The organism is Acidimicrobiales bacterium, assembly GCA_035536915.1.
GTDB lineage: Bacteria > Actinomycetota > Acidimicrobiia > Acidimicrobiales > JAHWLA01 > JAHWLA01.
The window spans coordinates 94,997-121,495 of sequence record DATLNE010000040.1 but is presented as its reverse complement, the minus strand read 5'-3'; the positions used below and the strand labels follow the sequence as shown (position 1 = coordinate 121,495).

At 68.4% G+C, this 26,499-nt stretch carries 25 protein-coding genes; 7 read left to right on the top strand and 18 right to left on the bottom strand.

What is annotated here, in order from left to right:
* A partial coding sequence (locus tag VM938_11395) for a hypothetical protein (protein HVF75643.1) occupies positions 1–554 on the top strand: 554 nt, incomplete at its 5' end.
* A 133-nt stretch (positions 555–687) separates the two neighbouring features.
* The gene (locus VM938_11390; protein HVF75642.1) at positions 688–1,959 is read left to right on the top strand and encodes a helix-turn-helix domain-containing protein; all 1,272 of its coding nucleotides are present in this window, start codon (positions 688–690) and stop codon (positions 1,957–1,959) included.
* A 6-nt stretch (positions 1,960–1,965) separates the two neighbouring features.
* On the opposite strand, the gene VM938_11385 is transcribed toward VM938_11390, so the two are convergent.
* The gene (locus VM938_11385) at positions 1,966–3,231 is read right to left on the bottom strand and encodes a peptidoglycan-binding domain-containing protein (GenBank protein HVF75641.1); all 1,266 of its coding nucleotides are present in this window, start codon (positions 3,229–3,231) and stop codon (positions 1,966–1,968) included.
* Positions 3,232–3,340: 109 nt separating this feature from the next.
* On the opposite strand from VM938_11385, the gene VM938_11380 reads away from it, so the two are divergent.
* Both VM938_11380 and VM938_11375 read left to right on the top strand, forming a co-directional pair.
* Positions 3,341–4,591, top strand: coding sequence for a methyltransferase domain-containing protein (locus tag VM938_11380; GenBank protein ID HVF75640.1), 1,251 nt, complete (start codon positions 3,341–3,343; stop codon positions 4,589–4,591).
* 6 nt (positions 4,592–4,597) lie between these two features.
* On the top strand, positions 4,598–5,785 hold the full coding sequence (locus VM938_11375; protein HVF75639.1) for a glycosyltransferase family 4 protein: 1,188 nt from the start codon (positions 4,598–4,600) through the stop codon (positions 5,783–5,785).
* Here the strand turns inward: VM938_11375 and VM938_11370 are convergent.
* The 6 genes from VM938_11370 to rfbG are packed head-to-tail and all read right to left on the bottom strand — an operon-like array spanning position 5,782 to position 11,361.
* Entirely contained in the window at positions 5,782–6,633 is an 852-nt protein-coding gene (locus tag VM938_11370) for a glycosyltransferase (protein ID HVF75638.1), read from the bottom strand. The genes VM938_11375 and VM938_11370 overlap by 4 nt on opposite strands.
* 14 nt (positions 6,634–6,647) lie before the next feature.
* Complete coding sequence (locus VM938_11365; GenBank protein HVF75637.1) at positions 6,648–7,604, bottom strand: glycosyltransferase family 2 protein; 957 nt, start codon at positions 7,602–7,604, stop codon at positions 6,648–6,650.
* 2 nt (positions 7,605–7,606) lie between these two features.
* On the bottom strand, positions 7,607–8,515 hold the full coding sequence (locus tag VM938_11360) for an NAD(P)-dependent oxidoreductase (GenBank protein ID HVF75636.1): 909 nt from the start codon (positions 8,513–8,515) through the stop codon (positions 7,607–7,609).
* A complete protein-coding gene (gene rfbC, locus VM938_11355) occupies positions 8,508–9,038 on the bottom strand; it encodes a dTDP-4-dehydrorhamnose 3,5-epimerase (GenBank protein ID HVF75635.1) in 531 nt (176 codons plus the stop codon). The genes VM938_11360 and rfbC overlap by 8 nt, the downstream gene beginning before the upstream one ends.
* Positions 9,035–10,267, bottom strand: coding sequence for a class I SAM-dependent methyltransferase (locus VM938_11350; GenBank protein ID HVF75634.1), 1,233 nt, complete (start codon positions 10,265–10,267; stop codon positions 9,035–9,037). The genes rfbC and VM938_11350 overlap by 4 nt, the downstream gene beginning before the upstream one ends.
* Positions 10,268–10,269: 2 nt before the next feature.
* Positions 10,270–11,361, bottom strand: coding sequence for a CDP-glucose 4,6-dehydratase (gene rfbG / locus VM938_11345; GenBank protein ID HVF75633.1), 1,092 nt, complete (start codon positions 11,359–11,361; stop codon positions 10,270–10,272).
* Positions 11,362–11,463: 102 nt separating this feature from the next.
* Between rfbG and VM938_11340 the strand changes: the two genes are divergently transcribed.
* Entirely contained in the window at positions 11,464–12,225 is a 762-nt protein-coding gene (locus tag VM938_11340; protein ID HVF75632.1) for a methyltransferase domain-containing protein, read from the top strand.
* Between the two features lie 15 nt (positions 12,226–12,240).
* Here the strand turns inward: VM938_11340 and VM938_11335 are convergent, their stop codons facing one another.
* From VM938_11335 to VM938_11300, 8 genes are all read right to left on the bottom strand, one after another.
* Positions 12,241–13,227: a matrixin family metalloprotease gene (locus VM938_11335; protein ID HVF75631.1), complete on the bottom strand. Its 987-nt coding sequence runs from the start codon at positions 13,225–13,227 to the stop codon at positions 12,241–12,243.
* Entirely contained in the window at positions 13,224–13,967 is a 744-nt protein-coding gene (locus tag VM938_11330; GenBank protein HVF75630.1) for a hypothetical protein, read from the bottom strand. Before VM938_11330 ends, VM938_11335 begins: the two co-directional genes overlap by 4 nt.
* A 313-nt stretch (positions 13,968–14,280) precedes the next feature.
* The gene (locus VM938_11325) at positions 14,281–14,712 is read right to left on the bottom strand and encodes a GtrA family protein (protein ID HVF75629.1); all 432 of its coding nucleotides are present in this window, start codon (positions 14,710–14,712) and stop codon (positions 14,281–14,283) included.
* A gap of 47 nt (positions 14,713–14,759) precedes the next feature.
* The gene (gene rfbF / locus VM938_11320) at positions 14,760–15,524 is read right to left on the bottom strand and encodes a glucose-1-phosphate cytidylyltransferase (GenBank protein HVF75628.1); all 765 of its coding nucleotides are present in this window, start codon (positions 15,522–15,524) and stop codon (positions 14,760–14,762) included.
* Positions 15,525–15,552: 28 nt separating this feature from the next.
* On the bottom strand, positions 15,553–16,821 hold the full coding sequence (locus VM938_11315; GenBank protein HVF75627.1) for a hypothetical protein: 1,269 nt from the start codon (positions 16,819–16,821) through the stop codon (positions 15,553–15,555).
* Positions 16,809–18,062 carry a glycosyltransferase family 4 protein gene (locus VM938_11310; GenBank protein HVF75626.1) on the bottom strand — a complete coding sequence of 418 codons (1,254 nt, stop codon included), beginning with the start codon at positions 18,060–18,062 and terminating at the stop codon, positions 16,809–16,811. The genes VM938_11315 and VM938_11310 overlap by 13 nt, the downstream gene beginning before the upstream one ends.
* Positions 18,062–19,138, bottom strand: a complete 1,077-nt coding sequence (locus tag VM938_11305) for a glycosyltransferase (GenBank protein HVF75625.1) — start codon at positions 19,136–19,138, stop codon at positions 18,062–18,064. The genes VM938_11310 and VM938_11305 overlap by 1 nt, the downstream gene beginning before the upstream one ends.
* Complete coding sequence (locus VM938_11300) at positions 19,138–20,292, bottom strand: methionine biosynthesis protein MetW (GenBank protein HVF75624.1); 1,155 nt, start codon at positions 20,290–20,292, stop codon at positions 19,138–19,140. Before VM938_11300 ends, VM938_11305 begins: the two co-directional genes overlap by 1 nt.
* A gap of 51 nt (positions 20,293–20,343) precedes the next feature.
* Between VM938_11300 and VM938_11295 the strand changes: the two genes are divergently transcribed.
* The gene (locus VM938_11295; protein HVF75623.1) at positions 20,344–21,069 is read left to right on the top strand and encodes a glycosyltransferase family 2 protein; all 726 of its coding nucleotides are present in this window, start codon (positions 20,344–20,346) and stop codon (positions 21,067–21,069) included.
* Positions 21,070–21,073: 4 nt separating this feature from the next.
* Here VM938_11295 and VM938_11290 read toward each other — a convergent pair whose 3' ends face one another.
* Positions 21,074–22,222 carry a glycosyltransferase family 39 protein gene (locus VM938_11290; GenBank protein HVF75622.1) on the bottom strand — a complete coding sequence of 383 codons (1,149 nt, stop codon included), beginning with the start codon at positions 22,220–22,222 and terminating at the stop codon, positions 21,074–21,076.
* Positions 22,223–22,242: 20 nt separating this feature from the next.
* Positions 22,243–23,331, bottom strand: coding sequence for a glycosyltransferase family 39 protein (locus VM938_11285; protein HVF75621.1), 1,089 nt, complete (start codon positions 23,329–23,331; stop codon positions 22,243–22,245).
* A gap of 111 nt (positions 23,332–23,442) precedes the next feature.
* On the opposite strand from VM938_11285, the gene VM938_11280 reads away from it, so the two are divergent.
* Positions 23,443–24,573 (top strand): DUF222 domain-containing protein, encoded by a 1,131-nt coding sequence (locus tag VM938_11280; GenBank protein HVF75620.1) that lies wholly within the window; start codon positions 23,443–23,445, stop codon positions 24,571–24,573.
* Here VM938_11280 and VM938_11275 read toward each other — a convergent pair.
* A complete protein-coding gene (locus tag VM938_11275) occupies positions 24,567–26,498 on the bottom strand; it encodes a SpoIID/LytB domain-containing protein (protein ID HVF75619.1) in 1,932 nt (643 codons plus the stop codon). The genes VM938_11280 and VM938_11275 overlap by 7 nt on opposite strands.
* Position 26,499: the final 1 nt, after the last annotated feature.

The following is a 26,499-nucleotide window of genomic DNA, read 5'->3' as shown; positions in this document are numbered from 1 at the left end:
GCCGCGGCCACCACGGCATCGACAAGGTGACGATCACCGCCCGGGGCCGCCACGTCGGCCACCTGGAGATGCTCCAGCGCGACGACCGGGTGGTCATCGGGCGGGCCGCCCTGTTGAGCGAGCTCACGGTCGGCATGGCAGGCATCGCCGCCGAAGAGCTGGTCTTCGGCGAGCCGTCGACGGCGTCGGAAGGCGACCTCGAACGGGCCACCGAACTGGCCCGACGGGTGGTGGGTCGCTACGGCATGACCGACACAGTGGGGCGCATCCAAGTGCTCGAGCGGGAGGAAGAGGTGTTCCTCGGCCGCGACTACCTGGCCACCCAGCACATCTCGCCCAGCACCCTCGAGCAGATCGACGCCGAGGTGCGGTCGCTGCTCGACGCCGCCGAGGCCGAGGCCACCCAGTTGCTGCGGGGCGAGCGCCGCCGCCTCGACGCCATGGCCGAGGCGTTGCGGGAACACGAGGTGCTCGAAGGCGACGAGTTGGCGGCGTTCCTGGCGCCTGCACCCAAGAAGGCGGCCCGCCGGCCGACGAAGGCCGCGGCGCGCTGACCCCGACGATTTCGCAGTAGTCGCGCGACGCGACGCGACTACTGCGAAATCAACGGTTCGACCACCTCCCAACCGCGCTGTACGGTGATGACAATACGTAGCACCGAGCCCTGGGGGGTGCGTGGTGGCAAGGATGCCGTCGGCCGTCGTGGTGGAGCAGGACTGGCCTGACGACCCTGAGGTCGCTGCTCTGCTCGACGATGTGGTGGCCGAGCTGCGGGCCGACCCCGATGCCATGGTGCAGGCGGTGCTGGCGGGCATGCGCCGCGAGGTGCCAACTTACGCGGCGCTCAGCGAGGACGACAGCCGGGTGGTGGCCCAAGGCGTGGTGCACACCGTCACCACCTTCATCGGGCTGTTGGCCGAACGCCGGCGCCTGACGCCGGAGGAGGTCGAAGGCATCGTCGCCATCGGCACGGTGCGCGCCGCCCAGGGCGTTCCGCCCGAGGACATGCTGGCGGCCGTGCGGGTGGCCCTGCGGTGGGGCTGGGCGCACATGCTCGACCGGGCTGCGGCCCGGCCGGTGACCGACGCCATGCCCTCGGCCATCGGGCGACTGGGCGCCGAGGCCTTCGAGTACATGCAGCAAGCGGCGGCCGCCATGGCCAAGGGCGCCAACGAGCACGCCCGCAAGGGGCTCATGGCCCAAGCGCGGGCCCAACGCGAGTTGGTGGAGGAAGTGTTGTCGGGCGCCTTCGGCTCCGAACACGATGCCTTGCGCCTGGCCGCCGCCCTCGACGTCGACCTGGTCCAGCCGTTCGTGGTGCTGCAACTGGGCCTGGCCGGGCCTGCGGCGCCGGCCATCGACCCGCTGCGCCGAATCAAGGAGCGGGTGGCCGAGGCGGTGCCCGCAGCCTTCGACGGTTCCTTGCGGGCCGATCCGGTGCTCCATGCGGTGTTCGTGGTGCCCGCCGAACAAGCCGAGGCGGCGCTGACGTGCGCGGTGGCCACGGCCGAAGACGACGGCGTGCTGGTGCTCCCGTCGCCGCCCGTGGAAGGCCCGGCCGCTCTGCATGCGGCCTACCGGCGGGGCTGCGAAGTGCTCGCCGTCGCCCGCCGGGCCGCCTGCCCGCCCGGGGTGGTCGACGCCCGGCAGCTCACGGCGCACCGCCTGCTGTCGACCGCCGACCCCGCCAGCGCCCGCGCCTTCGTCGACGACGTGCTCGGCCCCGTGCTCGCCCTGCCCCCCGGCCGGCGGCGGCGCCTGTTGCAGGCCTTGGAAGCGACACTGTGGGCGGAGGGCACCATGCAGAGCGCAGGCGACCGCCTCGGCCTGCACAGCAAGACGATCAGCGTGCGCCTCCGCGACGTCGAGCGTTACACCGGCCTGCGGGCCGACCGGGCCGACGAACTCCTGCTGTTGGAGGTGGCCTTCGTGCTCTTCCGGCTCTTCGACCAGTCGTGAGGGCGACTACCCCACCGGCAGCGGCAGGGGTTGCACCAGTGCGGCGGCCGTCGGAGGGTCGAGTTGGCGCGTCGGGGGCAGCCCTTGACGGCGCTGGAAGCTCTCCAAGGCGGCCTTGGTCGACTCGCCCATGGTGCCGTCCACCGGGGTGGGATGGCCCACGCCGGCCAGCGAACGCTGCAAGAAGCCCACGGCTTGCGGGTCTCCCTTGGCCACCTTGTCGGGGTCGACGTTGAACTGCGAGGCCTCGCCGATGGCGGCCCAGTGCTCCGACGACGCCGTCTCCCACACCCAGAACGACACGCCCAGGGCACCGTCGTCGAAGGCGGCTTGGGTGAAGTTGGCCAGCGCCTGCTTCGACGGCGAGCCGCCCGCCCAGCCGTCGATGGCCGAGTCGTAGGCCTGGCCCACCGGCAGGACCGGCTTGCCGAAGCGGCGCAGGTCGGCGATGGCGCCCCGCACGTCTTGCACGGGGTCGCGCTTGCCCCAATAAACCATGGGGGCGATGGCATCGAACGACGCTGTGGCCTCGGCGAAGGGGAACCACCGCTTGGGGCTGGGCCGGGGCACGGTGGCGATGAGGGGGTACCCGGGGCCTGCTTGGGCCCGCAGGGCGGCGCCGTATTCCAAGGCGCCGCCCGCCGTGAGGTTGGTGCCCTCCGACTGCGTCTCGATGTCGGCCGAGAAGGCGTCCATGCGGTGGCCGGTCGCCGTCGTGTACCAAATGGCGGCGCGGCCCCGTTGCACGTCGGCGTTGATGTCGCGCAGGTTGGGGAAGTCCCAGCCCACGACCTTGATCCCGGCGGCGTGGGCGACCGGCAGCAGCCGCTCGAGCACGTCCTGGGCGTAGAAGCCCTTCCACGACGAGCCCACCCGCACGTAGAGGTGGGTCAGGCCCAGCTGCTGGGCACGAGCGACCAAGGCTTGGGGGTCACCGCCGGCGCTGCGTTCGAACCGGTTGAGCCACATGCCCTTGCCCAGCGGGATGGGCCCGGCGGCGGGCGGGGTGGCCGCAGTGAAACCGCGCACGACACCGGCGGCGGCAGCGGAGCCCGTGTCGGCCGAGGCGGCCTGGCCGACATGCACGGGAAGCGGGGAAGCCGTCATCGACGCGCCTGCGCCCACCGTGGTCGCCACGAGGAGGGCAGCCGCCGTCCAGCGACGCCGCTCGGCGTCGAGCCGTCCCAGCCATGCCGTCAGTCGAGCCGACAGCCGTCGTTGCGACGACGACGACGGCAGCACGAATATCGACCCGTCCGCCCCAGGTTCCACACTCCATCTATCGGCAGTGTCGAACTGAAGATGAACAGAGACGCGAGGGTACGATGGCTCGCCCACATGCGGGGCGGCAGTCGCCGCCTGCCCGTCGAGAGCGAGACGCATGCCCCCTGAAGCCACGGTCCGCTACATGAACGCATTGGTGGAGCGCGCCCTCGGTGACGCCCGAGCGAACGACTTCGGCGACCCGCTGGCCTATCTGAAGCCCATCATCGACCACCTCGACACCGCCAACCGCCACATGGACGCCGGCGTGCGTCTCCCGGAAGGCACTCGCCTCGGACGATTCAAGAAGCTTTTCCTGCGCTTGGCTCGGCTGCATACGACCGAGCAGGCTGCGTTCAACCGGGCGACGGTCGCCGCGCTGCACGTCCTCAACCACAACATCGCCGCTGCTCATGGTGACGCGCACGTGCGGCTGACACGGGCACGCGAAGCGCTCGAAGCGACCGATGCCCTCATCCGCGCCCTGGCCGCTCAGTGCGACCGCCTCCACGAGCGGATCGTGCACCTCGAGATCAAGGCCTCCGAGCTCGGCCGAGAGGCAGACGCCGCCCGCACGGATGCCGCCATCCAGCGCACGCGGCTCGAAGTCATCATGCAGGAGGCCCGGCGTCGGATCGGCGAAGCGTTCGACGACGCCCAGTTGGCGAAGGTCGCAGGCGATGTCGACGACTGGCTGGCACCGCTCTACTCGCAGCTGGAAGACGTTTTTCGTGGCTCTCGCGAAGACATCAAGGGGCGCCAGCGGGTTTACCTTCCCGACATGTCCGACCTGCCCGGCCGGGCGCCCGTTGTCGACATCGGGTGCGGCCGAGGCGAGTGGCTTGAGCTCCTGGCTGAGAACGGCATCCCGGCGTACGGCGTCGACACCAACAAGACGTTCGTCGACCGCAACGTCGAGCGAGGCCTCGACGTCCGCTACGGCGACGCCATCGACCACCTGCTCACCGTGGAACCTGGCTCGATCGGGGCCGTCACCGCGTTTCACGTCGTCGAGCACCTGCCCTTCGAGGACCTGGTCCGCTTGGTCGACGCTGCCCTCGTCGCCATCCGGCCGGGTGGGATCCTTCTCTTCGAGACGCCCAACCCGACCAATCTCCTCGTCGGGGCATCCAGCTTCTACATCGACCCGACGCATCGCAGCCCCGTACACCCCCTGTACCTCGAGTTCCTCATCGGGGCACGCGGGTTCACAGAGGTGGAGGTCCGCTACCTCCACCCCGCCACCGACCCTGGCTTCCCGCTGCCGAGCGACCCCGAGGGACACGCCCTTTTGCAGCGGCTGAACGACGCCTTCTTCGGGCCGCAGGACTACGCGGCCATCGGTCGCAAGGTCGACCGGCACAGCTGACACGACGTGCGCATCGGAATCGTCAAGCCTGACTTCGGCATCGTGGGCGGGTTCGAACTCGTCCTTCAACGGATCAGCCGCGAATTGGCGGCCATGGGTCATTCCGTCGAATGGCTGACCGTCGACGTGCGGCACGTGCGGGAGCGGGCGTTTGGGATCGACATCCCCGATTACGTGTGGCACAGCCAGGCGGAGTCGTTCCGCTACCTCGCCTTGGTCGACGCCTTCTCGGTCATGCGGCTCGATGCGGTGGACTTGGTGCTCTCGACCCAACCTCCGTCGTACGCCGTGCACCATCCGCGCCACTTGGCGCTGTTCTCGCACCATCAGCGGATGTACTACGACCTGTCGAACGTGTGGATCGAAGCGGGCTTCGCCCCTGATGTCGCGCTCCACCACGAGGCCAAGCAACTCATCCGTTCCCTCGACTACGAACTGCTCCGTCGACCAGGCCACATCCTCGCAGCGTCAGAGGTCGTCAAGGAGCGGCTCGACCGTTTCAACGGGTTGCGGGAGACGGTGGGCGTGTACCACGCAGGCGTCGGCGTCGGCGCGTGCGAAGTGCCGGTGACGGGCCAGGGCAAGCACGCCATCTGCGTGAGCAGGCAAGAGTTCCCTAAGCGCACGGAACTCTTCGTGCACGCCATGAAGTTGCTCCCCGACCTCAAGGGTGTCGCCGTCGGCGGCGGCACGCGGCTTCAGTACGTGCAGTCACTCGACGCCAAGCTGTCCGCCATGGGCTCCGACATCGCACATGTCGACTCGTTGCCGATGTGGCTGTGCCGGCACGACGACCGGGCGACCGGCGATCCGCCTGTCGGCTCGAACGTCGAGTACCTCGGGCACGTCGACGACAGCGAGCTCAGCCGCCTGTACGCCGAGGCGTTCTGCGTCGTCGCCCCCGCCTACGACGAGGACTACGGGCTCACCGCCATCGAGGCCATGCAGCACGGAAAGCCGCTCGTTGTCTGCCGCGACGGCGGTGGCCTCACACTGTTCGTGGAGGACGGCGTCAACGGGCTCGTGGTGGAACCCACCGGACCGGCAATCGCGGCGGCCGTGCAACGGCTTCGGGAAGAACCGGGGCTCGCCGAGGCCTTGGGCGAAGGCGCACGCGCCACCGCCGCCACCTACACATGGCATCGCGCCATGCGCGAGATCAACGAGGGCATCGAGCGGGTCTGCTCGAACTAGTGCCGGCCGGAAACCTGGTCGGAGGACGAGGCACGGACCGCGCGGCGGGCGAGCACCCGGTAGAGCAAGCGCCGCGAGTGCGCCAGCGCAACCGCGCGCGCCGCGCCCGTCAACACATCGCGGCGGCGGACCACGTCAGGCGACGCCTGGTGCAGGGCCCGGAACAGTTCTTGCGCTTGTCGCGCCTGGGAACGTGCCTCCTTGGCGCTTTCCGAGGTGCCCGACACGCGAAAGGTGGCGACCGTCTCGGCAAGGGCATACAAATCGCCGTGGGAGAGCACTTCGCACCACAGCTCGACGTCGACCATGTACGGGCGCGACGACGTAAACGGGCGGCACTGCGCCAACGCCTCTTGCCGGACCAGCACGGCGGCAGGCTCGCCGAACACGTTCGTCCCGGCGCGCACCGTGTGGCGGACGGCGTCATGGCCGCGGACCACGCCGCGTAGGCCGGCCAAGCCGCGATCGCGCAAGAGAACCTGGTCGTCCTCGTCGACGATGTCGCGTTTGCCGGCGACCATCACGACGCCCGCGTGGGCGGGGTCGTCCAGCACGGCTACCTGTCGGGCCAGGCAGTGGGGCGCGAGCACATCGTCGGCGGGCAGGAGCTTCACGTAGGCGCCGCGCGCCTCGGCCCGCACCTGGTTCCAGTTGGCGATGGCGCCGATGTTCTCCCGATTGCGCATCACCCGGAGACGCCGATCGTCGTAGCGCTCCAGCAGCGCGGACGTGCCGTCGGTAGAACAGTTGTCGGAAACGACGACCTCGAAGTCCTCGAACGTCTGAGCGAAGACAGAGTCGAGCGTCTGCCGGAGAAAGCGCTCCCCGTTGAACACGGGGATGCACACCGAGACGAGGGGCGTCACGACTCGTCGTCGAAGTTGACGCGCTCGGCGACGATGTACAGCGGCCTGCGTTTGCTCTCGCGATAGATGCGGCCTACGTACTCGCCCAAGAGGCCGATCGACAGCAGTTGCACCCCGCCCAGGAAGAGCACCACCACCATCAACGAGGCAAAGCCAGGAAAGGAACCCTGCGGCGAGAGCACCCGGCTGGCGATGATCCACAGCGCCAGGAGCAGGGTGCAGGTGGTGACGAACAGCCCGACCTGGGTGGCGAAGCGCAGCGGCTTCTCCGAGAAGCTGGTCACGGCGTCGGCGGCGAACCGGAGCATCTTGCGGACGGTGAACTTGCTCTCGCCTGCGTAGCGCGGGTCGCGCTCGTAGTAGACGCCTGTCTGCGCAAAGCCGATCCACGCCACCAAGCCGCGGATGTACCGGTTCTCCTCCCGGATCTCGCAGAGCGCCTGGATCACCTGCTTGTCGAGGAGGCGGAAGTCGCCGCTGTCGAGCGGCAGGTTGGTGTCGGAGATGCGGTTGAGCAGGCGGTAGAAGTACTTGGCGGTGAGCACCTTGAACCCGGTCTCGCCGCTGCGGCGGGTGCGCACGCCGTAGACGACCTTGAAGCCGTCCCGCCACTTCTCCACCATGTCGGCGATGACCTCAGGCGGGTCTTGCAGATCGGCGTCGATCACCACTACGGCGTCGCCCCGGGCGTGGTCCATGCCCGAGGTGATGGCCACTTGGTGCCCGAAGTTGCGGGAGAGGTCGACGATGCGCACGCGGCTGTCGTCGTCGGCCAGCTTTCGCAGCACCGACAGGGTGTCGTCGGTACTGCCGTCGTTGACGAAGACGAGCTCGTGGTCGACAGGGGGGTCGATGGCCTCGACGGCCCGGGTCGTCCGTTCGTAGAACGAGGCGATCCCCTCTTCCTCGCAATAAACAGGGGCAACAACCGACAGCAGCGGCTTCGGTTCCACGATCAACGCGTCTCCTGAGGCCCGAGCGCACCGTGAGGCGCGGATGCGCGCCCACCCTCCGAGCGCCACCACGCTATGACATCGAGGAGCGTCTGCTCGAACTCGAACGACGGCTGCCAGCCGATTCCTCGCAGGCGGTCGTTGCGACCGACGAGGTACATGTTCTCGCCCGCACCGGTCTCCCGAGCGCCGAACCGCAGCGACGAGGCGTCGCCCGCGTGACGAGCAAGCCCCTCCAGTGCCGAACGCAGCGTGCGCGGCGTCCCGGTCGACACGTTGACGGCGCCCTCGACGTCGGCCAGGGCCAGGTCCACCAAGGCGGTGGCCACGTCGCGAACGTCGATGTAGTCACGGACCTGCGTGCCCGCCGTGAGGTCGACGGGCTCACCGGCAAGGAGAGCCCGGGCCACCGTCGGCAGGATGCGGCCGGCCGGTTCGCCAGGGCCGATCACGTTGAAAATGCGGGCCCACGCCACGCGGGTGTGCACCGGGCGGTGCCGGGTGCGCAGGAGCTCGTGGCACAAGGCCTTGGCCGACCCGTAGACGGTCGTCGGTCGAACCACTGCGTCCTCGTCGACGGGCTCGGGCGACGACGCGTACTCCGCGGAACTGCCGGCCACGACCAGCTTCTCGCACCCGGCGTCATCGAGAAGGCCCGCCAGCGCCAACGTGTCGGCCAGAGAAAGGGCGTTGGGCTCGACGGCCACGAGGTAGTCAGCCGGATTGGCGTACCAACCGAGGTGGATGCACCCCGACACCGGGGCGGCGTCTCCCACGAGGCGCTGGAGTTCCGCAGGCGAACTCCAGCGATGTGCCGCCAGGCGGTGCTCGATCCCTCGGCGTCCGAGCTCGGCCACAACGTGGCGGCCCACGAACCCCGCGGCGCCGGTGACGAGGACGGCGTCAGCCATCGAAGTCGGGGTACGTGGCGTCGCGTTCGGAGATCACCGCGGGCGCCGCCGGCCACTCGATTCCGAAGCGGGGATCGTCCCATCGCACACCCGCCGCCGCGCTGGGCTCGAAACGAGGGCTTATCTGGTAGAGCACCTCGACGTCGTCGGCGAGGGTGAGGAAGCCGTGCGCGCAACCGGGCGGGACGAACAACGCCACGCGGTTGTCCATGGTGAGCTCGACGGCAACGCTCCGGCAATACGTCGGCGACTCGGGTCGAAGGTCGACGGCGACGTCGAAGACAGCGCCACGCGTGCAGCGGACGAGCTTCGACTCACCGTGCGGTTCCCGTTGGAAGTGGAGGCCACGAAGGGTGTGGCGGCGATGGTTGAACGACACGCTGCACTGCGCGACGGCAGGGTCGACGCCGTTTGCGGCGAACTCGTCTGCGCACCACGTGCGGGCGAACAGTCCGCGCTCGTCGGCCATCGCCTGCGGTTCCACCACGACGACTCCCCCGATGGCCGTCTCTCGGAAGATCACGAGAAGACGCGCACCTCGGGAACGGGGGTGGCGAATCGGCCGCCCCACGTCGTGATCTGCTTCATCTGCCCGACGATCTCCTCCCGGAGGTTCCACGGGAGGATGAGCAGGTAGTCGGGCTTGGTTTCCGCCACCCTCGACGGGTCCTCGATGGGGAGACGGCTGCCAGGGAGAAAGCGCCCCTGCTTGTGCGGGCTGCGGTCGACGACGTAGTCGATCACCCCTGCGTCGGCGGTGACCCCGCAGAAGTTGAGCAGCGTGTTGCCCTTGGCCGCAGCGCCGTACGCAACGACTCGCTTCCCTTCTGCTCGTGCACCTTCGAGGAACTGCAGCACCGACCGGCGGCAGTGCTCCACCCGAGGGGCGAAACCGTCGTAACCGTCGATGCAGTCGAGGCCTGCGTCGTGCTCGGCCTTACGCACACCTTCGAGGCCGGAGCCGTCGTGGCGCGAATGTGCGGCATGGCAGCCCGACAAGCGCAGGCTTCCTCCATGGGTCGGCAACTGCTCCACGTCGAAGATGCGCAACCCATGGCGCTCAAAGGCGCGCTCCGCTGCATAGAGCGAGAAATACGAGAAGTGCTCGTGGTAGATGGTGTCGAACTGCACGTCTTCGATCAGCCGCAGGAGGTGCGGCACTTCGATGGAGACCACGCCGTCGGGCCCCAGGAGGGTGGCAATCCCGGAAACGAAGTCGTTGAGGTCGGGAACGTGCGCCAGCACGTTGTTGCCGACGACGAGGTCGGCCTGTTGGCCACGGGCGACGAGGTCGGCGGCTGTCTCCGCACCGAAGAACCGGACCTCGGTCGGGATCCCCGCTTCGACGGCGACGGCGGCAAGGTTGGCGGCGGGCTCCACCCCGAGGATGGGGATGCCCTCGTCACGGAAATGCTGCAGGAGGTAGCCGTCGTTGCTCGCCACCTCGACGACCAGGCTCGACGGGCCCAGCCCGAATCGTTCGATGGCATGGTGAGCGAAGCGGCGGGCGTGTTCCACCCAACTGGCGGAATACGACGAGGCGTACGCGTAGTCGCTGAATATCTCCTCGGGCGGGACGACGTCCTCGACTTGGACGAGCAGGCACGACTCGCACACCCTGGCGTGGAGGGGGTACCGGGGCTCCGGGCCATCGAGCTGTGATGCCTCGAGGTAGGAGTTCGCCAACGGGGTCGTCCCCAGGTCGACGAAGGTGCGCTGCAACTCGGCACCACAGGATCGACAGGCGAGCATGTTCATCCCACTCCGTTTCCGATGAGCTCTTCGAACGTGGCGATCTGTGCAAGGGAGAACGCCCGCATGTCGGCCCCTTCGCGCTGGGCCCGCCACCAGTCGACCGTCCACGCCAGGGTGTCGTCGAGATCGAGGCGAGGCCGCCACCCTAAACGCTCACGTGCCAGCGAGGAGTCCAAGCGCAGCAGCGTCGCTTCCGGTGGCTGCTCTCCGCCTTCGTGCTCCCATTTGCCCGTCCCCGTCAGCTCGAAGACTTTCTGCACGACATCGGACACCGAGCGGCACGACTCCTCGTCGGGACCGAAGTTCACTGCGTCGGGCACGGCTTGGTCACCTTCGACCAAGCGCTGCGCCAACAAGAGGTACCCGGCCAAGGGCTCCAGCACGTGCTGCCACGGCCGCACGGCATCAGGGTTGCGCAGCCGCAGCACGTCGGCGGCGGCCAAGGCGCGCAAGGCGTCGGGAACAAGGCGGTCCTCGGCGACATCGCCGCCACCGACGACGTTGCCGGCGCGTGCGGTGGCGACTGGGACGCCCTTGGGCCCGAGGAACGACGCCCGCCACGAGGCCACGAGCAATTCCGTGCACGCCTTTGAGTTGCTGTACGGGTCGCCATGGCCGAGCGGGTCGGATTCCGTGAACGGTCGCCCGGCACCGTCGTTGGCATACACCTTGTCGCTCGTGACGACCACCACTGCCTTCACAGCCGGTGCCGCCTCGACGCCTCGCAGCACGTGGGCAGTGCCCATGACGTTCGTGTCGTAGGTTCCCACCGGATCGGCATAGCCCCGCCGGACGAGGGCTTGTGCCCCAAGGTGGAGCACCACATCGGGGTCGGTGTCGGCCACGGCGGCGATGACGGCGTCGGCGTCCCGAAGGTCGATGATGCGCGAGTCGAGGCCGTCCCATGAGCCGAGCAGGCCGAAGATGCCATCAGGCGTTTCGGGCGGCAGGGCGAGCCCCGTTACGGATGCGCCGAGGTGCTCCAGCCAAAGTGCCAGCCACGCGCCCTTGAACCCGGTATGCCCGGTGACCAGGACCCGCCGGCTGCGCCAAAAGGAGGCGTCCGCGCCGAAAGAGCGAGTCGAATCCACGGGGGGCATTTCTGGATTCTCGCGGATGGGCGGCCTCACCTTCCACCTCTGGAGCGGGATGCACGACCCACTACACTCGCCGCCATCGACCACCTTGAGATGATGGACCACGACGAGTTGAGCCCCCGTGAGGCGGCCATCGCGCGTGTCGTGCTCGGGCCGTTCCACGAGTGGAACCCCGACATCGCGCTCCGCTACCTCCCGATCATCAGGCTCATCAAGAAGCATGGCCTGCACGACAAGGTCACCGACATCGGCTCCGGCAGCATCGGGATCGGCCCCTACCTCCGCAGGGCGGTGACGGGCGTCGACACCAACCTCACCAGCCGGTCCGTCCACCCGCTGCTGCAACCGGTCGAGGCGTCGGTTCTCGACACCCCCTTCGACGACCGCTCCCGGCCGTGCGTGATCTCGGTCGACATGCTCGAGCACGTCCCAGTGGCGCTGCGCCAAGCCGCGGTCGACGAGCTCGTGCGCATCGCGGGCCGCCTCCTCATCGTCGCCGTGCCGTCCGGCCCGGAGGCCGAGCAGCACGACAAGGAGATGGCCGAGCTGTTCCGCACCACCCGCGGCGTCGAGTTCCGTTTCTTCCGTGAGCACGTCGAGAACGGCCTGCCCACGCCTGCCGAACTGGCCGACTACGTCGAGCGCGCGCTGGCCAAGCACGGCCGCAAGGCGAACGTGCGCCTGCTGCCCAACGCCAACCTGCGGCTGCGCGAGTTCATCGTGCGTCGGTGGATCAGGCGAGCGGCGGTCGACAAGGTGGCGTGGGTGCTCCTCACCTGGTTGTCGCCGGTGCTGTCGTACGTCCACCGCGAGCCGGCGTATCGCCGGCTCGCGGTGGTCGAGTTTCGCGACGCCTGAACCAGGCGCCGCCGTCTACGGCGAGTAGATCGGCGGCAACGGGCACGAGCACGGGTACAGCGCCCGCACGCCGAGCACGTCACCGAGCGCCAGGGTCGTCCAGAACCGGTCCCCGGGCATGCCCGACGGCCTCATCGTCAGGTGTTGGTCGAGCCCTTGGTCGTCACGCATGTCCGCCAGGCCCAGCCAGTGCCCGCCCTCGTGGGTGACGATGCTTTGGAGCTCATCCCGATAGCCCTCCCCAGTGGAGCCCGGCGAGGTTGTGCGCGTACAGGAGTTGTCGCGCTGCTCGCACGGATGCCATGTCCATTCGCCGGTGCTCAGGAACATGTCGGCCTCGGTGGTCACCCCGTCGCGGACCTGGGCAAAGGCATTTCCCGGACCTGCGTTGACGAAGGCGATGTCGCTGTAGCCGTCACCCAGTGCCGGCGCCCGAATCGTTGATCCTGCGTAGACGAAGTCGACTGTGGGAGCCGCCCGTTCCCACGTGGCAAACGCCGCCTCGATCGCTCGCTTAACCACGTCGGCCGACAGGCCGGAGCCGTTGTGGTTCACGTAATATCGGATGGTCACACGCCCGTCGGGGCCCGTCGGCCACCGCCCCGGCTCGCCGTTGTAGAGCACGAACTGGTACCGGCGGCACGTCTTCGGGTCAGGGCATCCGCCCGCAGTCGCCGTAGGGGGCGACGACGTGGACGTGGAGCCCGCCACCGGCTCGGAGCGCGACCGTGCAGCATCTTTCGTTCGGGGCGACGCGGCAGTGCTCGGCAGCGCACCCGCAGGCCTGTGGAGGTCGTGCAGGCTGTCGGCTGCCGCAATGGGGTCGTCGGAGTGGGCCTGGGTGAATGGTGGAAGGGAGGTGGGGACCGGCGTCGCGGCCGTCTTGCCGTGGGTGACAAGGCGATCACCCGAACCCGACGAACAGGTCGTCGCGATCAGGGCGACCATGACGGCCAGCGCCCCGCCGAGCACCGCCCACCTGCGTCGAGGCAGGGCCGTCATGGACATGTGATGCCGATTCGAACGCACTGCCGTCCGGTGTCTCGTGTGACGGAGACGCTCAGGACTCTCCCGTCGACCGTCGGGTTCACTGCGTCGTGGCCGACGGTAGCTGTGGCTCCTACGAGTGGAACTGTGCAACTCCCGTTGACGCCGACGCAGCCGTACGTCCCTGTGCTTGTCGTGGGCGCCAGGTCGCCGTTCGACGCACGGACGTCGAACGGGCTCACCGAGGTTGTGCACGTGCCCGCGCCGTCGACGAACAAACACGTGCCGTTTCCTGTGGTGGCGGACGCGTCGGTCGTCGCACCCCACGGATCGACGGTCACCAACGGCTCGACGAACGCACCGGTCGTGCGCACCGCTGTGTTGGTGACAAGGACTCGAGCCGCGACGGTACGACCCACGGTGTTGGGATTGCCGTCGTCGCCTGTGGTGACTTCTCCGGACGCCGAGCAGTTCACTGTGAGAGCGGTCCCCGGGTCACCGACGCACTGCGCACCTGTGGCGCCATTCTGGTCCTGGCGGGCGTGCACGTAACCGCCGGTCGCCCGCGACGGCGTGCCGTTGGCGGTGTCGCTGTAACAGACGGTGACGCCTGTGGCCCCCGGGGTGGTCGGTCCCGTCTCGAACCCGACGCTGGAGCCGGGCACTGTCGCCTGTGTGGCATTGGCCCCGTCACGACATTGGCGGCTCGGCGTGCCGGATGCATCGCTTCCGGCCGAGGCAACGCCGACACCCACGGCTAAAAGCCCCCCAGCCGCGACAGCCAGAAAAAGAACCCTCTTCATTTTCCCCCCTGCTCGTTTGGCTTCTCATTTGGGCAAATGGAGCGCGAGAACAATCGGGGGTGCAGCAAACTTTCGGCTCCCCCGACCGACAGAGTGCGACGAAGCAAGCATGGTATAGGCCCGAACGACTCCGCGCTTCGATGTCTCTAGACCCCAGGTGACGGACACAGAACGCCGACGGCGATCGCAAAGCTCCCATGGTGATGACGAAAAGTAGCATCCGTGGCCACAAGGCGCCAGTGCTTCGCTGTTCGAGTCCTCCCAATTAGGGGGGATCGAGGGTGTTCTTGTCGCTTCCCGCCTCCGGAGACGCGGCGGGGCGGCGGAAGGAGAAATGCTTGTGCGCCAAGTAGGTGGCGACGGTGGTCACCGCCACGATGATGCCCTGCGAAGGCAGCACACCAAGGCCGCTCACTCGCACGAAGACGGGGAGAACAACCAGGTTGACGGCGATCTGCACGGCGTAGACCGACCAAAACCGGAACAGGTCACGAAAGAAGCTGCCGCGCACACGAAACACGAACAGGCGATAGCCCACGTAGGCGTTGAGCGTGCTGACCACATGGCTGACCAGGAGCAGGACCGTGTAGTGGATGCGGTCGGCGAACAGCACAACCAGAGCCGCGAAGAACAGGTAACCGAAGGCGGTGTTGTAGCCACCGATCAAGAGATACCGGACCTGCTCCCGTCGCAACATCGACCGGAGGCGTCCGCCGCCCTCCGGCGGTGGTGAGGAATCCACCGTCAATCCTGCTTCCACACCCTCCATGGGGCTCCCTCGCTCCACAGGTCGTTGAGCAACTGGGATTCCCGGTAGGTGTCCATCGGCTGCCAGAAGCCTTCATGACGGTAGGCCGCCAATTGGCCTTCCTTGGCGAGCCGTTCCAGGGGATCGCGTTCGAGTACGCAGTCTTCGTCGAGATAGTCGAAGACCGCCCGCTCGAACACGAAGAACCCGGCGTTGACCCACCCGTCGACTTGGGGCTTTTCGCGGAACCGCTGCACTTCCCCTTCCGGGCCGACATCGAGCACCCCGAACCTCGACAGCGGACGAACCGTGGTGATGGTGGCGAGGCGTCCGTGCGACTCGTGGAACTCCAGCAGCTTCGTGATATCGACATCGGCAAGACCGTCGCCGTACGTCACGATGAAGCGATCGCCGTCGATGTAACGCTCCACGCGCTTTACCCGTCCCCCGGTCTGGGTTTCGAGCCCGGTATCGGCAACCGTCACCCGCCAGTCGGACTCTTGGTGCTGGTCGTGGAACGTGATCTCATGCGAGCGACCGAGGCTGATGGTGAAGTCGTTGTTCCGAGCTTCGTAATCGAGGAAGTACTCCTTGATGACGTCGCCTCGGTACCCGATGCACACCACGAAGTCTCGGATCTCGTAGTGCGAGAAAATCTTCATGATGTGCCAGAGGATCGGCTTGCCACCGACCTCGACCATCGGCTTCGGCCGGAACTCGGTCTGCTCGCGCAGTCGCGTCCCGAGGCCTCCGCAGAGCATGACGGCCTTCATGAAAGGGAACCTCCGGTCAGAAGATGACGTCGCCTGTGACTGTGGTGAGCACGACGAACCCACCCAGGCCGGTAGCAAAGCATCCGACGAGCATGGCCAAACGCCGCTCGTTGTCGGCCCAGCGGGCCAGTGCGATGAGGATGGGAAACGCGCCGAGCATGTAGCGGGGCCGCGACGCCGGAGCGGCGCCGGTCGACAGCGCCAAGGTGGCGACTCCCGCGGCGAGCAGGATCAACGAGACCCGCACGCGTTGCTTGATCAGGAGCGCCACGCCGATCACGGCGAAGAACAACGCAGCCGTGGAGGCCACGTAGTTCAGGTCGTAGAACGGATCGCGCAACGAGACTGTCAGGGCCCGCCAGGTCGCCTCGCCCAAGCGGGTGCCGCTGTAGCCCCACCCCTCCTCCTCGGTGCGTATCCACGCATCGAGCTCCCCCGTGTGGAACTTGAGGAAGAGGAAGTACACGACGATCCCCAAAGGAGCCATCACAGGGGTGACGAGGGCGCGCCACTCGCGGCGCTCCCGGATGGCGATGACGGCTTCCCAGAGGCAACAGCCGCCGATGACGACGGCATTGGGCCGGGTGAAGGTGGCACAGGCCGCCAGCACCCCCGCCAACACCCATCGCCGGTCGAACATGGCCAGCAGGCAGCCGATGACGAAGACCAACATGAGCCCTTCGGCAAAGGGGAGCAGCATGGCGAAGGTCGACGGGAAGAAAGCGAACAGGGCGACCGTCCGGTCGGCCACGCGCCGGTCGTAGAGCTTGTTGACCAGAATCCAGAGCAGCACGCAAGCCACAGCCCCGGACAACACGGCGACCGCCACGGCTGAGACGAAGGGGGACTGCCCGGTCACCGCACGGAACCCCCGGGCAGCAAGGGGGAAGCCAGGGAAGAAGGCGACGGTGTTCTGCTGGACCAGCCCGTCCACCTCCGGCAGCTGCCGTGGATAGCCGCCCTGGATGACCCCGAGGTACCAACTGGCGTCCCAACGGAGCAACGCATCCTTCAGGTGGAAGCCCGGGATCATCTTTGTACCGAGGCCGATGGCACCGAGGGTGAAGAGTCGGGACGCTATGTAGATGGGCAGCGTTCGCGCCACCGCCTGGAGGACGAGCCCCGCCCGGGTTTGCTGCACAGGTGCGGCCGCTGCGGCCTCATCGGTGGGCACCGCCTGCGTGGCATCGACGTCGCCGTCACGGTCGACGGCGGGGTCGTCGTCGCGGTCCAGTTCCTCGACGTGCACGTCGGCACCCGCCTCCCCGTTGGTCAGCCGCTCCATGAGTCCTTCTCGTTTCGCAACGGTCGCGTTGGACGAAGCATTCGAGGATAGTCCGCCACATGCCGTAACAGCCGCTCGTAGCGGCCGAGGACGGCGTCCCACGAGTAGCGGGACTCGACGTACGCGCGACCTCGTCGACCGAGCTCGCGACCGAGCGCCGGCTGGTCGAGAAGAAGCTGGACGGCGGTCTCGAACTCGGCGAAGCCCCGGTACGGAATGCCCCCGTTGCTGCGCCTGCACTGCCCCACCAGCACGTCGCAGTGACCCTGCACCAACGCAGGCCGACTGTGCACCCAAGCCTCGGCCAGCACCATGGAAAAGCTCTCGAAGTAGGACGGCTGCACGAGGGCGGTGGCGCCCGCGTACGAGGCGTCTTTGGTGGCCTCGTCGACGAAGCCGGTGACGACCACGTCGGGATGCGGGGGCAGCGGCTTGAGCGGGTCGCCGACGACGACCAACTTCAACGCCCCGGGGTTGCGCTCCTTGAAGGCCCGGAAGAAGTCGAACAGCTCGTCGGAGCCCTTGCCCGGATCGAGGCGCCCGACGAAGAGGAGATACGGGTCGTCGCCCAGGTTGTACCAAGCGCGGAACCGAGCTTCGTCGGCGGCGGCATCGCCAGGGTCGAGGTCGAAGCCGATGCCGATGCTGCCGTTCGGCGCACGCAGGCCGAAACGCCGCTGCACCAACGCACGTTCCTCGTCCGTGGAGAACGCGAACGCCTTCGGCTGGCGGAACACCGTGTCGAACAGCGACAGCGCCAACGGCGGCTCGTCATGGGCCGTCGGGTGCAGCACCGTGGGCACCAAACCGGCGGCGACCGGGAGGCCTGCCCACGTCGTGTAGTAGAGGTAGGTGAAGAAGATCACGACGTCGTAGTCGGCGGCGTGGATTTGGAGCCATGGCGCCAGGTCCGGCAGCCACGGGCCCTGCATCCGCATCCACTCCTTCTGGAGGTAGAGCGGCACGGGCTTGCGGCCCCAGACAACGCGGGCGTCGAGGGGGCCGAAGAAACGGGCGTCGCGACGTTGCGCCACCCGCAGTCGCGTCACCTTGACGCCGTCGAGCTCGGTGTCGCCCTCGGGGTACTCGTTGTCCCAGGTGACGTAGCTCACCGCGCACGAGCTGAGTGCATCGACGTCGTGGCCGCGGTCGGCCAAGCGGGTGGCGAACTGGCGGCAGTGAAGCTCAGCCCCGCCCGCCACCTCTGCGCCGTACCGCTGCACCACGAAGAGCAAGCGCATCACACCACCTCGAGGAGGTGGCGCAGGAAGGTGGCGCGGGCGGCGTCGGGCGAGAACTCGGCGAGGCGACGGCGACCGCTCGCCACCAGGCCGCTGTGCAGCGCTTCGTCACCCATGACCGCCGCCATGGCCTCCGCCAGCAACACCGGGTCGTCGTCGGGGGGAAGGACGAGGCCCGCCCCACCGAGCGTCTCCGGGATTGCTGCGTGGGCCCGGGCGATCACCGGCAGGTCGAACGACATCGCCTCCAGAAGCGGGACGCAGAACCCTTCGTGCTCGCTGGCCGTCACGAAGAGGTCGGCTCGGCGGTAGAACGACACGAGCTCGGCGTCGCTCACGCGCCCGGCGAACCACACTGTCGGCAGGTTGAGCTCATGGGCGAGCAGCCAGACCGCCCGTCGGTAGAGCGGGAGCGTGCCGGCGCCGGCCAAGACGAGGTGGGCGTCGGGCTCGAGATAGGTGAGCAGCACGTTGAACGCCTGCACGAGCAGGTCGGGTCGCTTGTGAGGCAAGAGCTGGCCGACGAACAGGACGAGCGGCCCTTCGACGTTGCGTGTGAGGTGGAACGTCGTATCGGCGTCAGGCGCCGAGCCAGCGAGCCGGTCGACGTCGACGACCAGCGGCGCCACGCGCACGTCACGAAAGCCGATCTCTTCGAGCTCGTCTGCGTTGTACTGCGACGGCGCCAGTGCCAACTCGACGCGCGGCGCGAGCTCGCGCAACTCCTGGCGGCCGCGCTCGAGCACGTCGGCGAACTGCGGCGCGTACGGCCGGAAGAGGGGGGCGGGAGAGATGTTGTGGTACACGAGCACCACGCGCTCGGGTCGCTCCATGAGAAACGCCTGCACGTAGGGCTCGCCGATGGCCGAGTGGAACACGAGCACGTCGCTGCCGCTGGGACCAGCGCGGCGGGGAAACTCCGCCAGCGGGACCACTTCGGCCGCCAGCTCGGCGTCGTAGTACAGCGAAAAGATCTCCGACGGCCCCGCTCGTCGCAAGAGCGAGCGCAGCTCGAGAGCGGCGTTGGTCACGGCGTCGTGCCGCGAAGCGGCAACAAGCACCTGATGGACGGCCATCAGCGGGTGGCAACGACCGTGTAGTCCTGCGGCCCGTACAGCAGCCGATTGAGCCGCGCGATGTTCTCGTTCATGGCGGGGTCGGCATCAAGCTCGTGCAGCCGCTCACCTTCGCCCGGCGGCGCATGCCACGCCGTTCGCACATCGCCGAAGCCGGCCTCTCGCAGCGCGAGTTCGAGGTACGCAGGATGCAAGGAACGACCCTCTCCGGTCACGCGATGGGCGAGGCCGTAGAGCGACGCCGGGTTGCGGCCGTGGAACACCAGCAGGCCGCCGGGGCGCAGCTTGTCGCGGGCAAGAACGACGAGAGCGACGACCTGGCCCGGCGGCATGCGGTCGCCAGGGTCGACGGCTGCAACTGCGCCGAGGCTCTCGTCGGGCGTGGCGGCCAACCACGTCACAGGGTCGCCGTGCGTGACGGGAAGGCCGCGTGCGCGTGAGCGCTCGGCGAGTTCGGCGACGGGCTCCACGCCGGACGCATCGATGCCCGCAGCGGCCAGTGCCTCGAGGAGCCCGCCTTCGCCGGACGCGACGTGGAGCACAGGCGACGCGCCCTCGAAACAGCCCGCCAGTTCTGCGTAGTCAACCGGCGACAGTGCTGCAGGCACCGGCGGCGCAGGGCGCTGTGATGCTTCGAGCACCTCGACCCGAGCTCGCAGGTCCGCCACTGCCGCCTCCGGCGCAGCGGGGCCGCGTTCGAACGCAGCCAGTCGCTCGAACAGCGAGTCGAGTTGGCCGACCAGGTCGGCATGCACGTGCCCGTCGGGTTCCTCCAGCGCCGACAGCACGGTGCGGAGCGCGACGCGCGCTGCGTCGGCGAACGCCTGGACCTGTTCCAGTGCGCCCTGGGTCTGGCGCGACACCAGCTTGGCCACGGCAGCGTGCAGCTTTTGGCCACCGGGCATTCCCGACCCCAGCGGAATGCGGGCGGCGTCGAACGACGAGGCGTTGTCGAGCACGTCGAGTTGTCGACGCAACACGTCGAGGTCGACGGCGGCGCGATGTCGGGCGATGCGCTCGAAGTGCCCGCGCATCTCTTCGGTCAGCGTCGAGGGATAGTGGCCCTCTCGCTCACGCTGCTCGACTCGGGCCCGCAACTGCGACACCAGCGCGTCGACGTCCGGGACGGGAGCGCCGTTCCCTTCGTCAGTCATGGGACCGGCACTCTACAGGAGGCCCTTTCCACCCAAGTAGTCTCCCGCCGTGTGAACGGCGACGCCGATTTTTTGACCGTCTTCTTCCCCATGTGGAACGAGGAGGCCATGGCGGCGACCACGGTTGAAGCCGCTCATACCGTGTGCGGCCGGCTGGTCAGCGAGGGCGAACTCGTCGACTACGAAATCCTCCTCATCGACGACGGCTCCACCGATCGCACGGCCACCATCGTCGACGACTTGGCGGCGGCAGACCCGCACGTGCGGGTCGTCCACCACGAGAACAACCGTGGGCTCGGCGCCGGCATCAAGACGGGCTTCCACGAAGCGCGCGGCAACGTCGTGCTCTACACCGATGCCGACCTTCCAGCCGACTTGGCGGAGGTGCGCAAGGCACTGCGGCTGTTGCGCATCTACGACGCCGACATCGTCAGCGCCTATCGCCACGACCGCACCGGCGAAGGCACCAAGCGGGTGGTGTACTCGTTCGCCTACAACTGGCTGGTGCGCTTGGCCTTCGGGTTGCAGGTGCGCGACGTCAACTTCGCCTTCAAGCTCTGTCGCCGCGAGGTGCTCGACCGCGTCAACTTGGAGAGCGAGGGGTCTTTCATCGATGCCGAGTTGCTCATCCGCGCCCAGAAGGCGGGCTTCGAGATCATTCAGTTCGGCGTCGACTACTTCCCCCGCACGCGGGGGGAGTCGAGCCTGGCGTCGGGGTCGACCATCCTGAAGATCCTGCGAGAGATGCGCTTCTTGGCGTCGGACCTGCGCAACTGAGCACCTATGGCGTGAGCGAGACCGTGCCGCCGGTGACGAACATGAGGACGGCGAGCACCCCTGCCGAGACCGCCAGGGTGAGCCGGTAGAGGTTTTCGTCGGACAGGGCCACCGCAGCACCGACGAGCAACGGGAACGCGGCGAACAGGTGGCGCGGCGTGAGCGCCACGCTTACGGCCACGAGCCCCGGGGCCAAGGTGAAGGCGGCGAACACGACCCACGGGACTGGGGGCCGCGCGCGTAGGAGGAGCCAAGCCAACGGCAGGATGACCAGGACCGACAGCACGGGGACGAGCAGGTTGAGGTCGTGGTTGGGATGCAGGAGATAGTTCCCGACGCGGCGAGCGGTGGAAATGCCCCAGTCGGTTCGCTGCCCCCACCCCCGCTCCTGGACGCGCTGCCATGCGAAGGCGTCGCCCGTACGGAGGTGCAGGTAGACGTGGAAGGCCACCAGCCCTGATGCGGCGAGCAGGGGGCTGGCCAGGGGCTTCCAGTCGCGCGTCTCGCGCCAGTGCAGGAAGACGGCGACGGCGCAGGTGACGGCGAAGACGTAGCCCGTGGGGCGCGATGCGCTGCCGATGCCGCCGACCACAGCGGCCCACCACCAGCGCTGGTGATGGAGCAGCAGCAGGCAGCCTGCAGCGCACGCCAGGAAGACGCCTTCGGTGTAGGCGAACGTGAAGGCGTACGAACCGACGAAGAAACAGAACAAGAAGACGGACCTGTCGGCGACTACTCGGTCGAACACGGCCGTAACCAGCCGCCACAGGAGAATGGTGGCAAGGAGGCCGGCGAGCGTGTTCACGAGCACGGCGGCGACGGGAAGGCTGACGCCAGGCAGCTCGGCGACCAGTCGGGTCAGCAGGGGGAAGAGAGGGAAGAACCCGTGGGCAGATTGCCCGGCATTGCCGACGCCCGTGGGAAGGTCTGCGGGGTAGCCGTGCTCGGCCACCGACAGGTACCACGTGGCGTCCCATTTGCGCGTCATGACGCTCACGACCCCGAACCCGGGCACCACGAAGCGGACGGCGTACGCAGCAGCCAGGGTGACGAGGCGCGAGGCGAAGTACGCGGCGACGGGGACGATCAGCCACTCCCATTGGCGGCTGTCGCGTGCTCCTTCAGGTCGCTCATCGGTCTCCGGCTCGCTCACGGCGGCGACCGTATCCCCCGTCACGGCGTCACCCCCGTGGTTCCGCCCATGACGAAGACGAAGAAGGCGAAGGTGCCCGCGCACAGCGCCAGCAGCGCCGAGAAGGCCACGCCGCGGACGGTGTGGGCGGCGGCAATCACCAGCGGGAACAACGAGAAGAGGTGGCGAGGCGTGAAGGCCACGGAGGTGGAGAACAAGCTGGGCACCAGGCTGGCGCCGACGAACACCAGCCAGGCTCCCGGCGGCCGTACTCGCACGAGGTTCCACAGCAGGGGGACGAGGACCACCGCGGTGAGGATGGGCACGAAGACGTTGAGCTCGTTGACCGGAGAGGCGATGTAGTCGATGACCCGGTCGGGGATGCTCCCGCTCCACCCCAGGTGCTGCCCCCACCCCCGCTCCTGCGCCCGTTGCCAGGCGAAGGCGTCGCCGGTGTGCACGTGGAGGAACACAAGGAAGGCGATGAGGCCGCCCGCCGCGAGGACAGGCGTGGGCAGTGGCTTCCAGTCGCGGGTTTCCCGCCAGTGCATGAACACGGCGAAGGCACAGGCCAAGGCGAGCACGTAGCCGGTGGGGCGCGCCGCGCTGCCGATGCCGCCCGCCAGCGCCGCCCACCAGAAGCGGCGGTGGTGGAGCAGCAGCAGGCAGGCGGCCGAACAGGCGATGAAGATGCCCTCGGTGTAGGCCAACGTGAGGGCGTAGGAGCCGGGGAAGAAGCAGAACAACAAGGCGGCTCGGTCGGCAGTCTCGGCGTCGAACACGTCACGGGCCAGGCGCCACACGAGCACAGCGGCTGCCGCGGCGGCTGCGGTGTTCACCGTGACAGCAGAGGCTTTGTAGCCGATGCCGGTGATCTCCTCGACACCGCGGATCAGCAGCGGGTAGAGGGGGAAGAAGCCAAGCGGCGTGCCCACGTCGCCTGCGGGCAGGTGCCGCGGGTAGCCGCGCTCGGCGATCATCAGGTACCAGGTGGCGTCCCAGCGGGTCATGACGAAGAGCAGGCCTGTGCCGGGCAGGACGAAGCGCACCATGTAGGCGGCCACCAGCCCGACGAAGCGTGACGCAGCGAAGGCGGCCAGCGGGAGGGCGAGCCACGCGAGGTTGGGCACGGCGGGGCACCGTACCGCGTCGTGGCAGTGGAAGCGCCGACGGGTCAACAAACCCTTTGTTTACAAGGGTTTTTCCTTGATTTTGCGATCGAACACACGTACGATTAGAAGGTGTTCGGTGTGCTGCGAGAAGCCGTCGAAAAGCTGGAGGTCCCGCTCGACGGCGGCGCCTTGGCGGAGTTGTTCTCGCTTATCGACGCGCTGACGGCCAAGGCCTCGAAGGCGGCTGCTGAGTTCGACGCCGAGGCCCTGTGGGAACTCGACGGAGCGACGTCGATGACGGCCTGGCTCAGGCACCACGCAGGCATGACGTCGAGCACCGCCAAGTCGACGGCATCCACCGCGAAGAAGCTGCGGACGTTGCCGTTGACCGCCGAGTGCTGGTTGTCGGGAAGCCTGTCGGGCGGCCAGGTGCAGGCCATCGTTCGCAATGCCACGCCGGAGTTCGCAGAGCACGAGGCGGCAGTGGTGCCCGCGCTGCTCGACCTGTCGGTAGCCGACACCGCGTTGGCCATGCAGCGGTGGAAGGCGATGCTCGACATCGAGCCCGAGTTCGAAAAGGGCGTGCACCTGTCGCAGACCCTGGACGGCCAATGGGAGTTGACCGGTTCGTTAGACCCACTGGGCGGCGAGACGGTGGCAACCGCGTTGCGGCTGGCGATGGTGGACGACGCCGACGTGCTGCCGTCGCAGCGCAGGGCCGACGCATTGGTCGACGTGTGCCGCTTCTTCCTCGACCACCAGGGCGGCCGTCGCGGTGGCAGGCATCGCCCGCACCTGAACGTGGTGGTCGACTACGAGGCCCTGCGTGCCGGCAAGGGTGGGAGCTTCGTGGGCGGTGGGCTGCTCGACGGTGCGTCGGTGCAGGCACTGGCGTGCGACGCCGCCATCCATCGTGTCGTCACGGACGGCCGCAGCACGATCCTCGACTACGGCACCTCGACCCGGACGATCCCGGCGCCGTTGTGGTCGGCTCTGGTCCTGCGCGACCTGCATTGCCGGTTCGAAGGGTGCGACCGCCCGTCGCAGTGGTGCGAGGCACACCACGTGGTGCCATGGCATGACGGCGGGACCACCAGCCTCGACAACTTGGTCCTCAAGTGCAGCAGGCACCACCACCTTGGCCACCAACCCGGCTGGTCCGAGAAGTTGGAGCTCGACGGCACCTTGGTGATCACCGACCCAAGAGGCCGCACCCTCACCACCCGACCGCCGGGGATGCTGACCGCCCTGCGTCAGTAGCGGCGGACTTCCATGCCTTCGATGCCGCCGCGGAAGCCGGGGGTGCCGGCGACCTGGCCGAAGTTGGGAGCGTCGCCGAACGGGTAGACGTGGCCGCTGTCGGTCACGATCAGGTAGCCGCCGTCGGTCGAGGTGGCGCGCATGTCAACCGCGGGGCCGGGCGCACCGATGCCCGGCAGCGACCCGTGGAACGGCACGCCGAAGGTGAAGATGCCGCCGTCGGCCGCCAGCAACCAGTAGCCCTGGCCGTTGCGCGTCGTCGTCATGCCGACCACCGGGGAGTTGAGCGGCTGGCCCCCGGTCGAGCCGAGGAAGGCGGCGTCGCCGAAGGTGAAGATGCCACCGTCGGACGCCACCATCCAGTAGCCGTTGCCCGAGGGCGTGGACGCCATGCCGACGATGGGCTTGTTGAGGTGGAGGCCGCCCATCGAGCCGAGGAAGGCGGCGTCGCCGAAGGTGAAGATGCCACCGTCGGACGCCACCATCCAATAGCCGTTGCCCGAGGGCGTGGGCGCCATGCCGACGATCGGCTTGTTGAGCGGCTTGCCGCCCATCGAGCCGAAGAATGTGGCGCCCCCGAAGGTGAAGATGCCGCCGTCGGTCGCCACCATCCAGTAGCCGGTGCTGTCGGGCTTGGCCGCCATGCCCACGATGGGCTTGGCCAGGTACTGCCCGCCCATGGAGCCGTAGAACGGGGCGTTGCCGAAGGTGAAGATGCCGCCGTCGGGCGCAACCGCCCAGTAGCCGTCGACGCCGCCGCTGGGCTGGCCTTGCACGCTGAACCAGTCGGACTTCAGCCCGAAGGCGCTGCGGAACTGGTTGCCGGTCAACGTGACGTTGCCGTTGCTGCCCCGCAGCACGAGCGACGTGACGCGCCCGCCCATGTCGCCCAAGCCGTTGCGGTTGGTCACGTCGACGGCAACAAGCGTGCCGAGCGAGGGGTAGCGGGCCTGGATGTCGCTCACCGGAACGGCCGCGGTCCAGGTGTGGTTGGGGTTCGACGACACGTTGTCGCCCGCGTCGGGGACCGCGGGGAACGCGCCGCCCGCCGTGTAGCCGCCGGTCGACGAGGAGAACTCGGTGGAGGCGATGCGCCCGTCACCGAACCGCCGCACCTTGCCATGGGTGAAGTCGACAGCGGCCGTGGTGGTGGCCCCTTCGAGGTTGTCGCCGCCCTTGTAGCCCTTGCCGCCGTAGACCTGGCACGAGATGGTGTCGCACTGGTTGGCATACGGGTCGCGGTTCGAGGCGGCGGCGTACGAGCGGGCGGCCACGGCCTGCGCCCGCAACGCCTCGGCGTGGAACCACCCCGGGCTCTCCCGCGGCACCACGCCGTAGAGGTAGCCCTGCAAGTCGAGGTGGTTGACGAGGCGGGCGGCGCCGTTGCCGTCGACAACCTCCATGCGTCCCCGGTAGAGGCGGGGCAGGCCCGACTCGCACAACGCCAGCGTGGAGCCGCCGCTTGTGTGCACGCGCACCGGGCCACCGAGCACGGCCCGGCTCACCCAGCCGCCTGTGCCCCCGCAGCCACCTGAGGTGAACACCTGCAACTGGTTCGCACCGATGCGCCGCACCAGCGTGGCGCCGTGCGCGCCGCCCACGCCGTCGACGGTGAGCGGGCCTTCCAAGATCATGTCCTGGCCGTCCTTCCGTGTGATGTGCACGGAGATGGCCGGGTTGCCGATGTCGGACATTGTCGTGTTGGAGTAGTAGTGGCCGAGGATCCGGTCCCACGCCCACCCGTGGTTGGTGGCGTAGCCCTGGGCGCCGTACTGGCCCATGCCGCGGCCGTGGCCCCAGCCGTGGCCCGTCAGGTTGACGTGGGTGCCGGGGTAGGCCCGCACGGGCGAGACGCCGGCGTCGCCGACGACGAGCGCGGCGGCGAGCAGTGCGACGACGGCCAGCAGCCGCCAGGAACGAGTCATC

Excerpts from the sequence above, each read along its gene's own strand:
- VM938_11390 (HVF75642.1), top strand. The coding sequence starts at position 688 with ATGCCGTCGGCCGTCGTGGTGGAGCAGGACTGGCCTGACGACCCTGAG.
- VM938_11380 (HVF75640.1), top strand. The coding sequence starts at position 3,341 with ATGCCCCCTGAAGCCACGGTCCGCTACATGAACGCATTGGTGGAGCGC.
- VM938_11360 (HVF75636.1), bottom strand. The coding sequence starts at position 8,515 with ATGGCTGACGCCGTCCTCGTCACCGGCGCCGCGGGGTTCGTGGGCCGC.
- VM938_11350 (HVF75634.1), bottom strand. The coding sequence starts at position 10,267 with ATGCTCGCCTGTCGATCCTGTGGTGCCGAGTTGCAGCGCACCTTCGTC.
- VM938_11340 (HVF75632.1), top strand. The coding sequence starts at position 11,464 with ATGGACCACGACGAGTTGAGCCCCCGTGAGGCGGCCATCGCGCGTGTC.
- VM938_11335 (HVF75631.1), bottom strand. The coding sequence starts at position 13,227 with ATGACGGCCCTGCCTCGACGCAGGTGGGCGGTGCTCGGCGGGGCGCTG.
- VM938_11325 (HVF75629.1), bottom strand. The coding sequence starts at position 14,712 with ATGTTGCGACGGGAGCAGGTCCGGTATCTCTTGATCGGTGGCTACAAC.
- rfbF (HVF75628.1), bottom strand. The coding sequence starts at position 15,524 with ATGCTCTGCGGAGGCCTCGGGACGCGACTGCGCGAGCAGACCGAGTTC.
- VM938_11315 (HVF75627.1), bottom strand. The coding sequence starts at position 16,821 with ATGGAGCGGCTGACCAACGGGGAGGCGGGTGCCGACGTGCACGTCGAG.
- VM938_11310 (HVF75626.1), bottom strand. The coding sequence starts at position 18,062 with ATGCGCTTGCTCTTCGTGGTGCAGCGGTACGGCGCAGAGGTGGCGGGC.
- VM938_11305 (HVF75625.1), bottom strand. The coding sequence starts at position 19,138 with ATGGCCGTCCATCAGGTGCTTGTTGCCGCTTCGCGGCACGACGCCGTG.
- VM938_11300 (HVF75624.1), bottom strand. The coding sequence starts at position 20,292 with ATGACTGACGAAGGGAACGGCGCTCCCGTCCCGGACGTCGACGCGCTG.
- VM938_11275 (HVF75619.1), bottom strand. The coding sequence starts at position 26,498 with ATGACTCGTTCCTGGCGGCTGCTGGCCGTCGTCGCACTGCTCGCCGCC.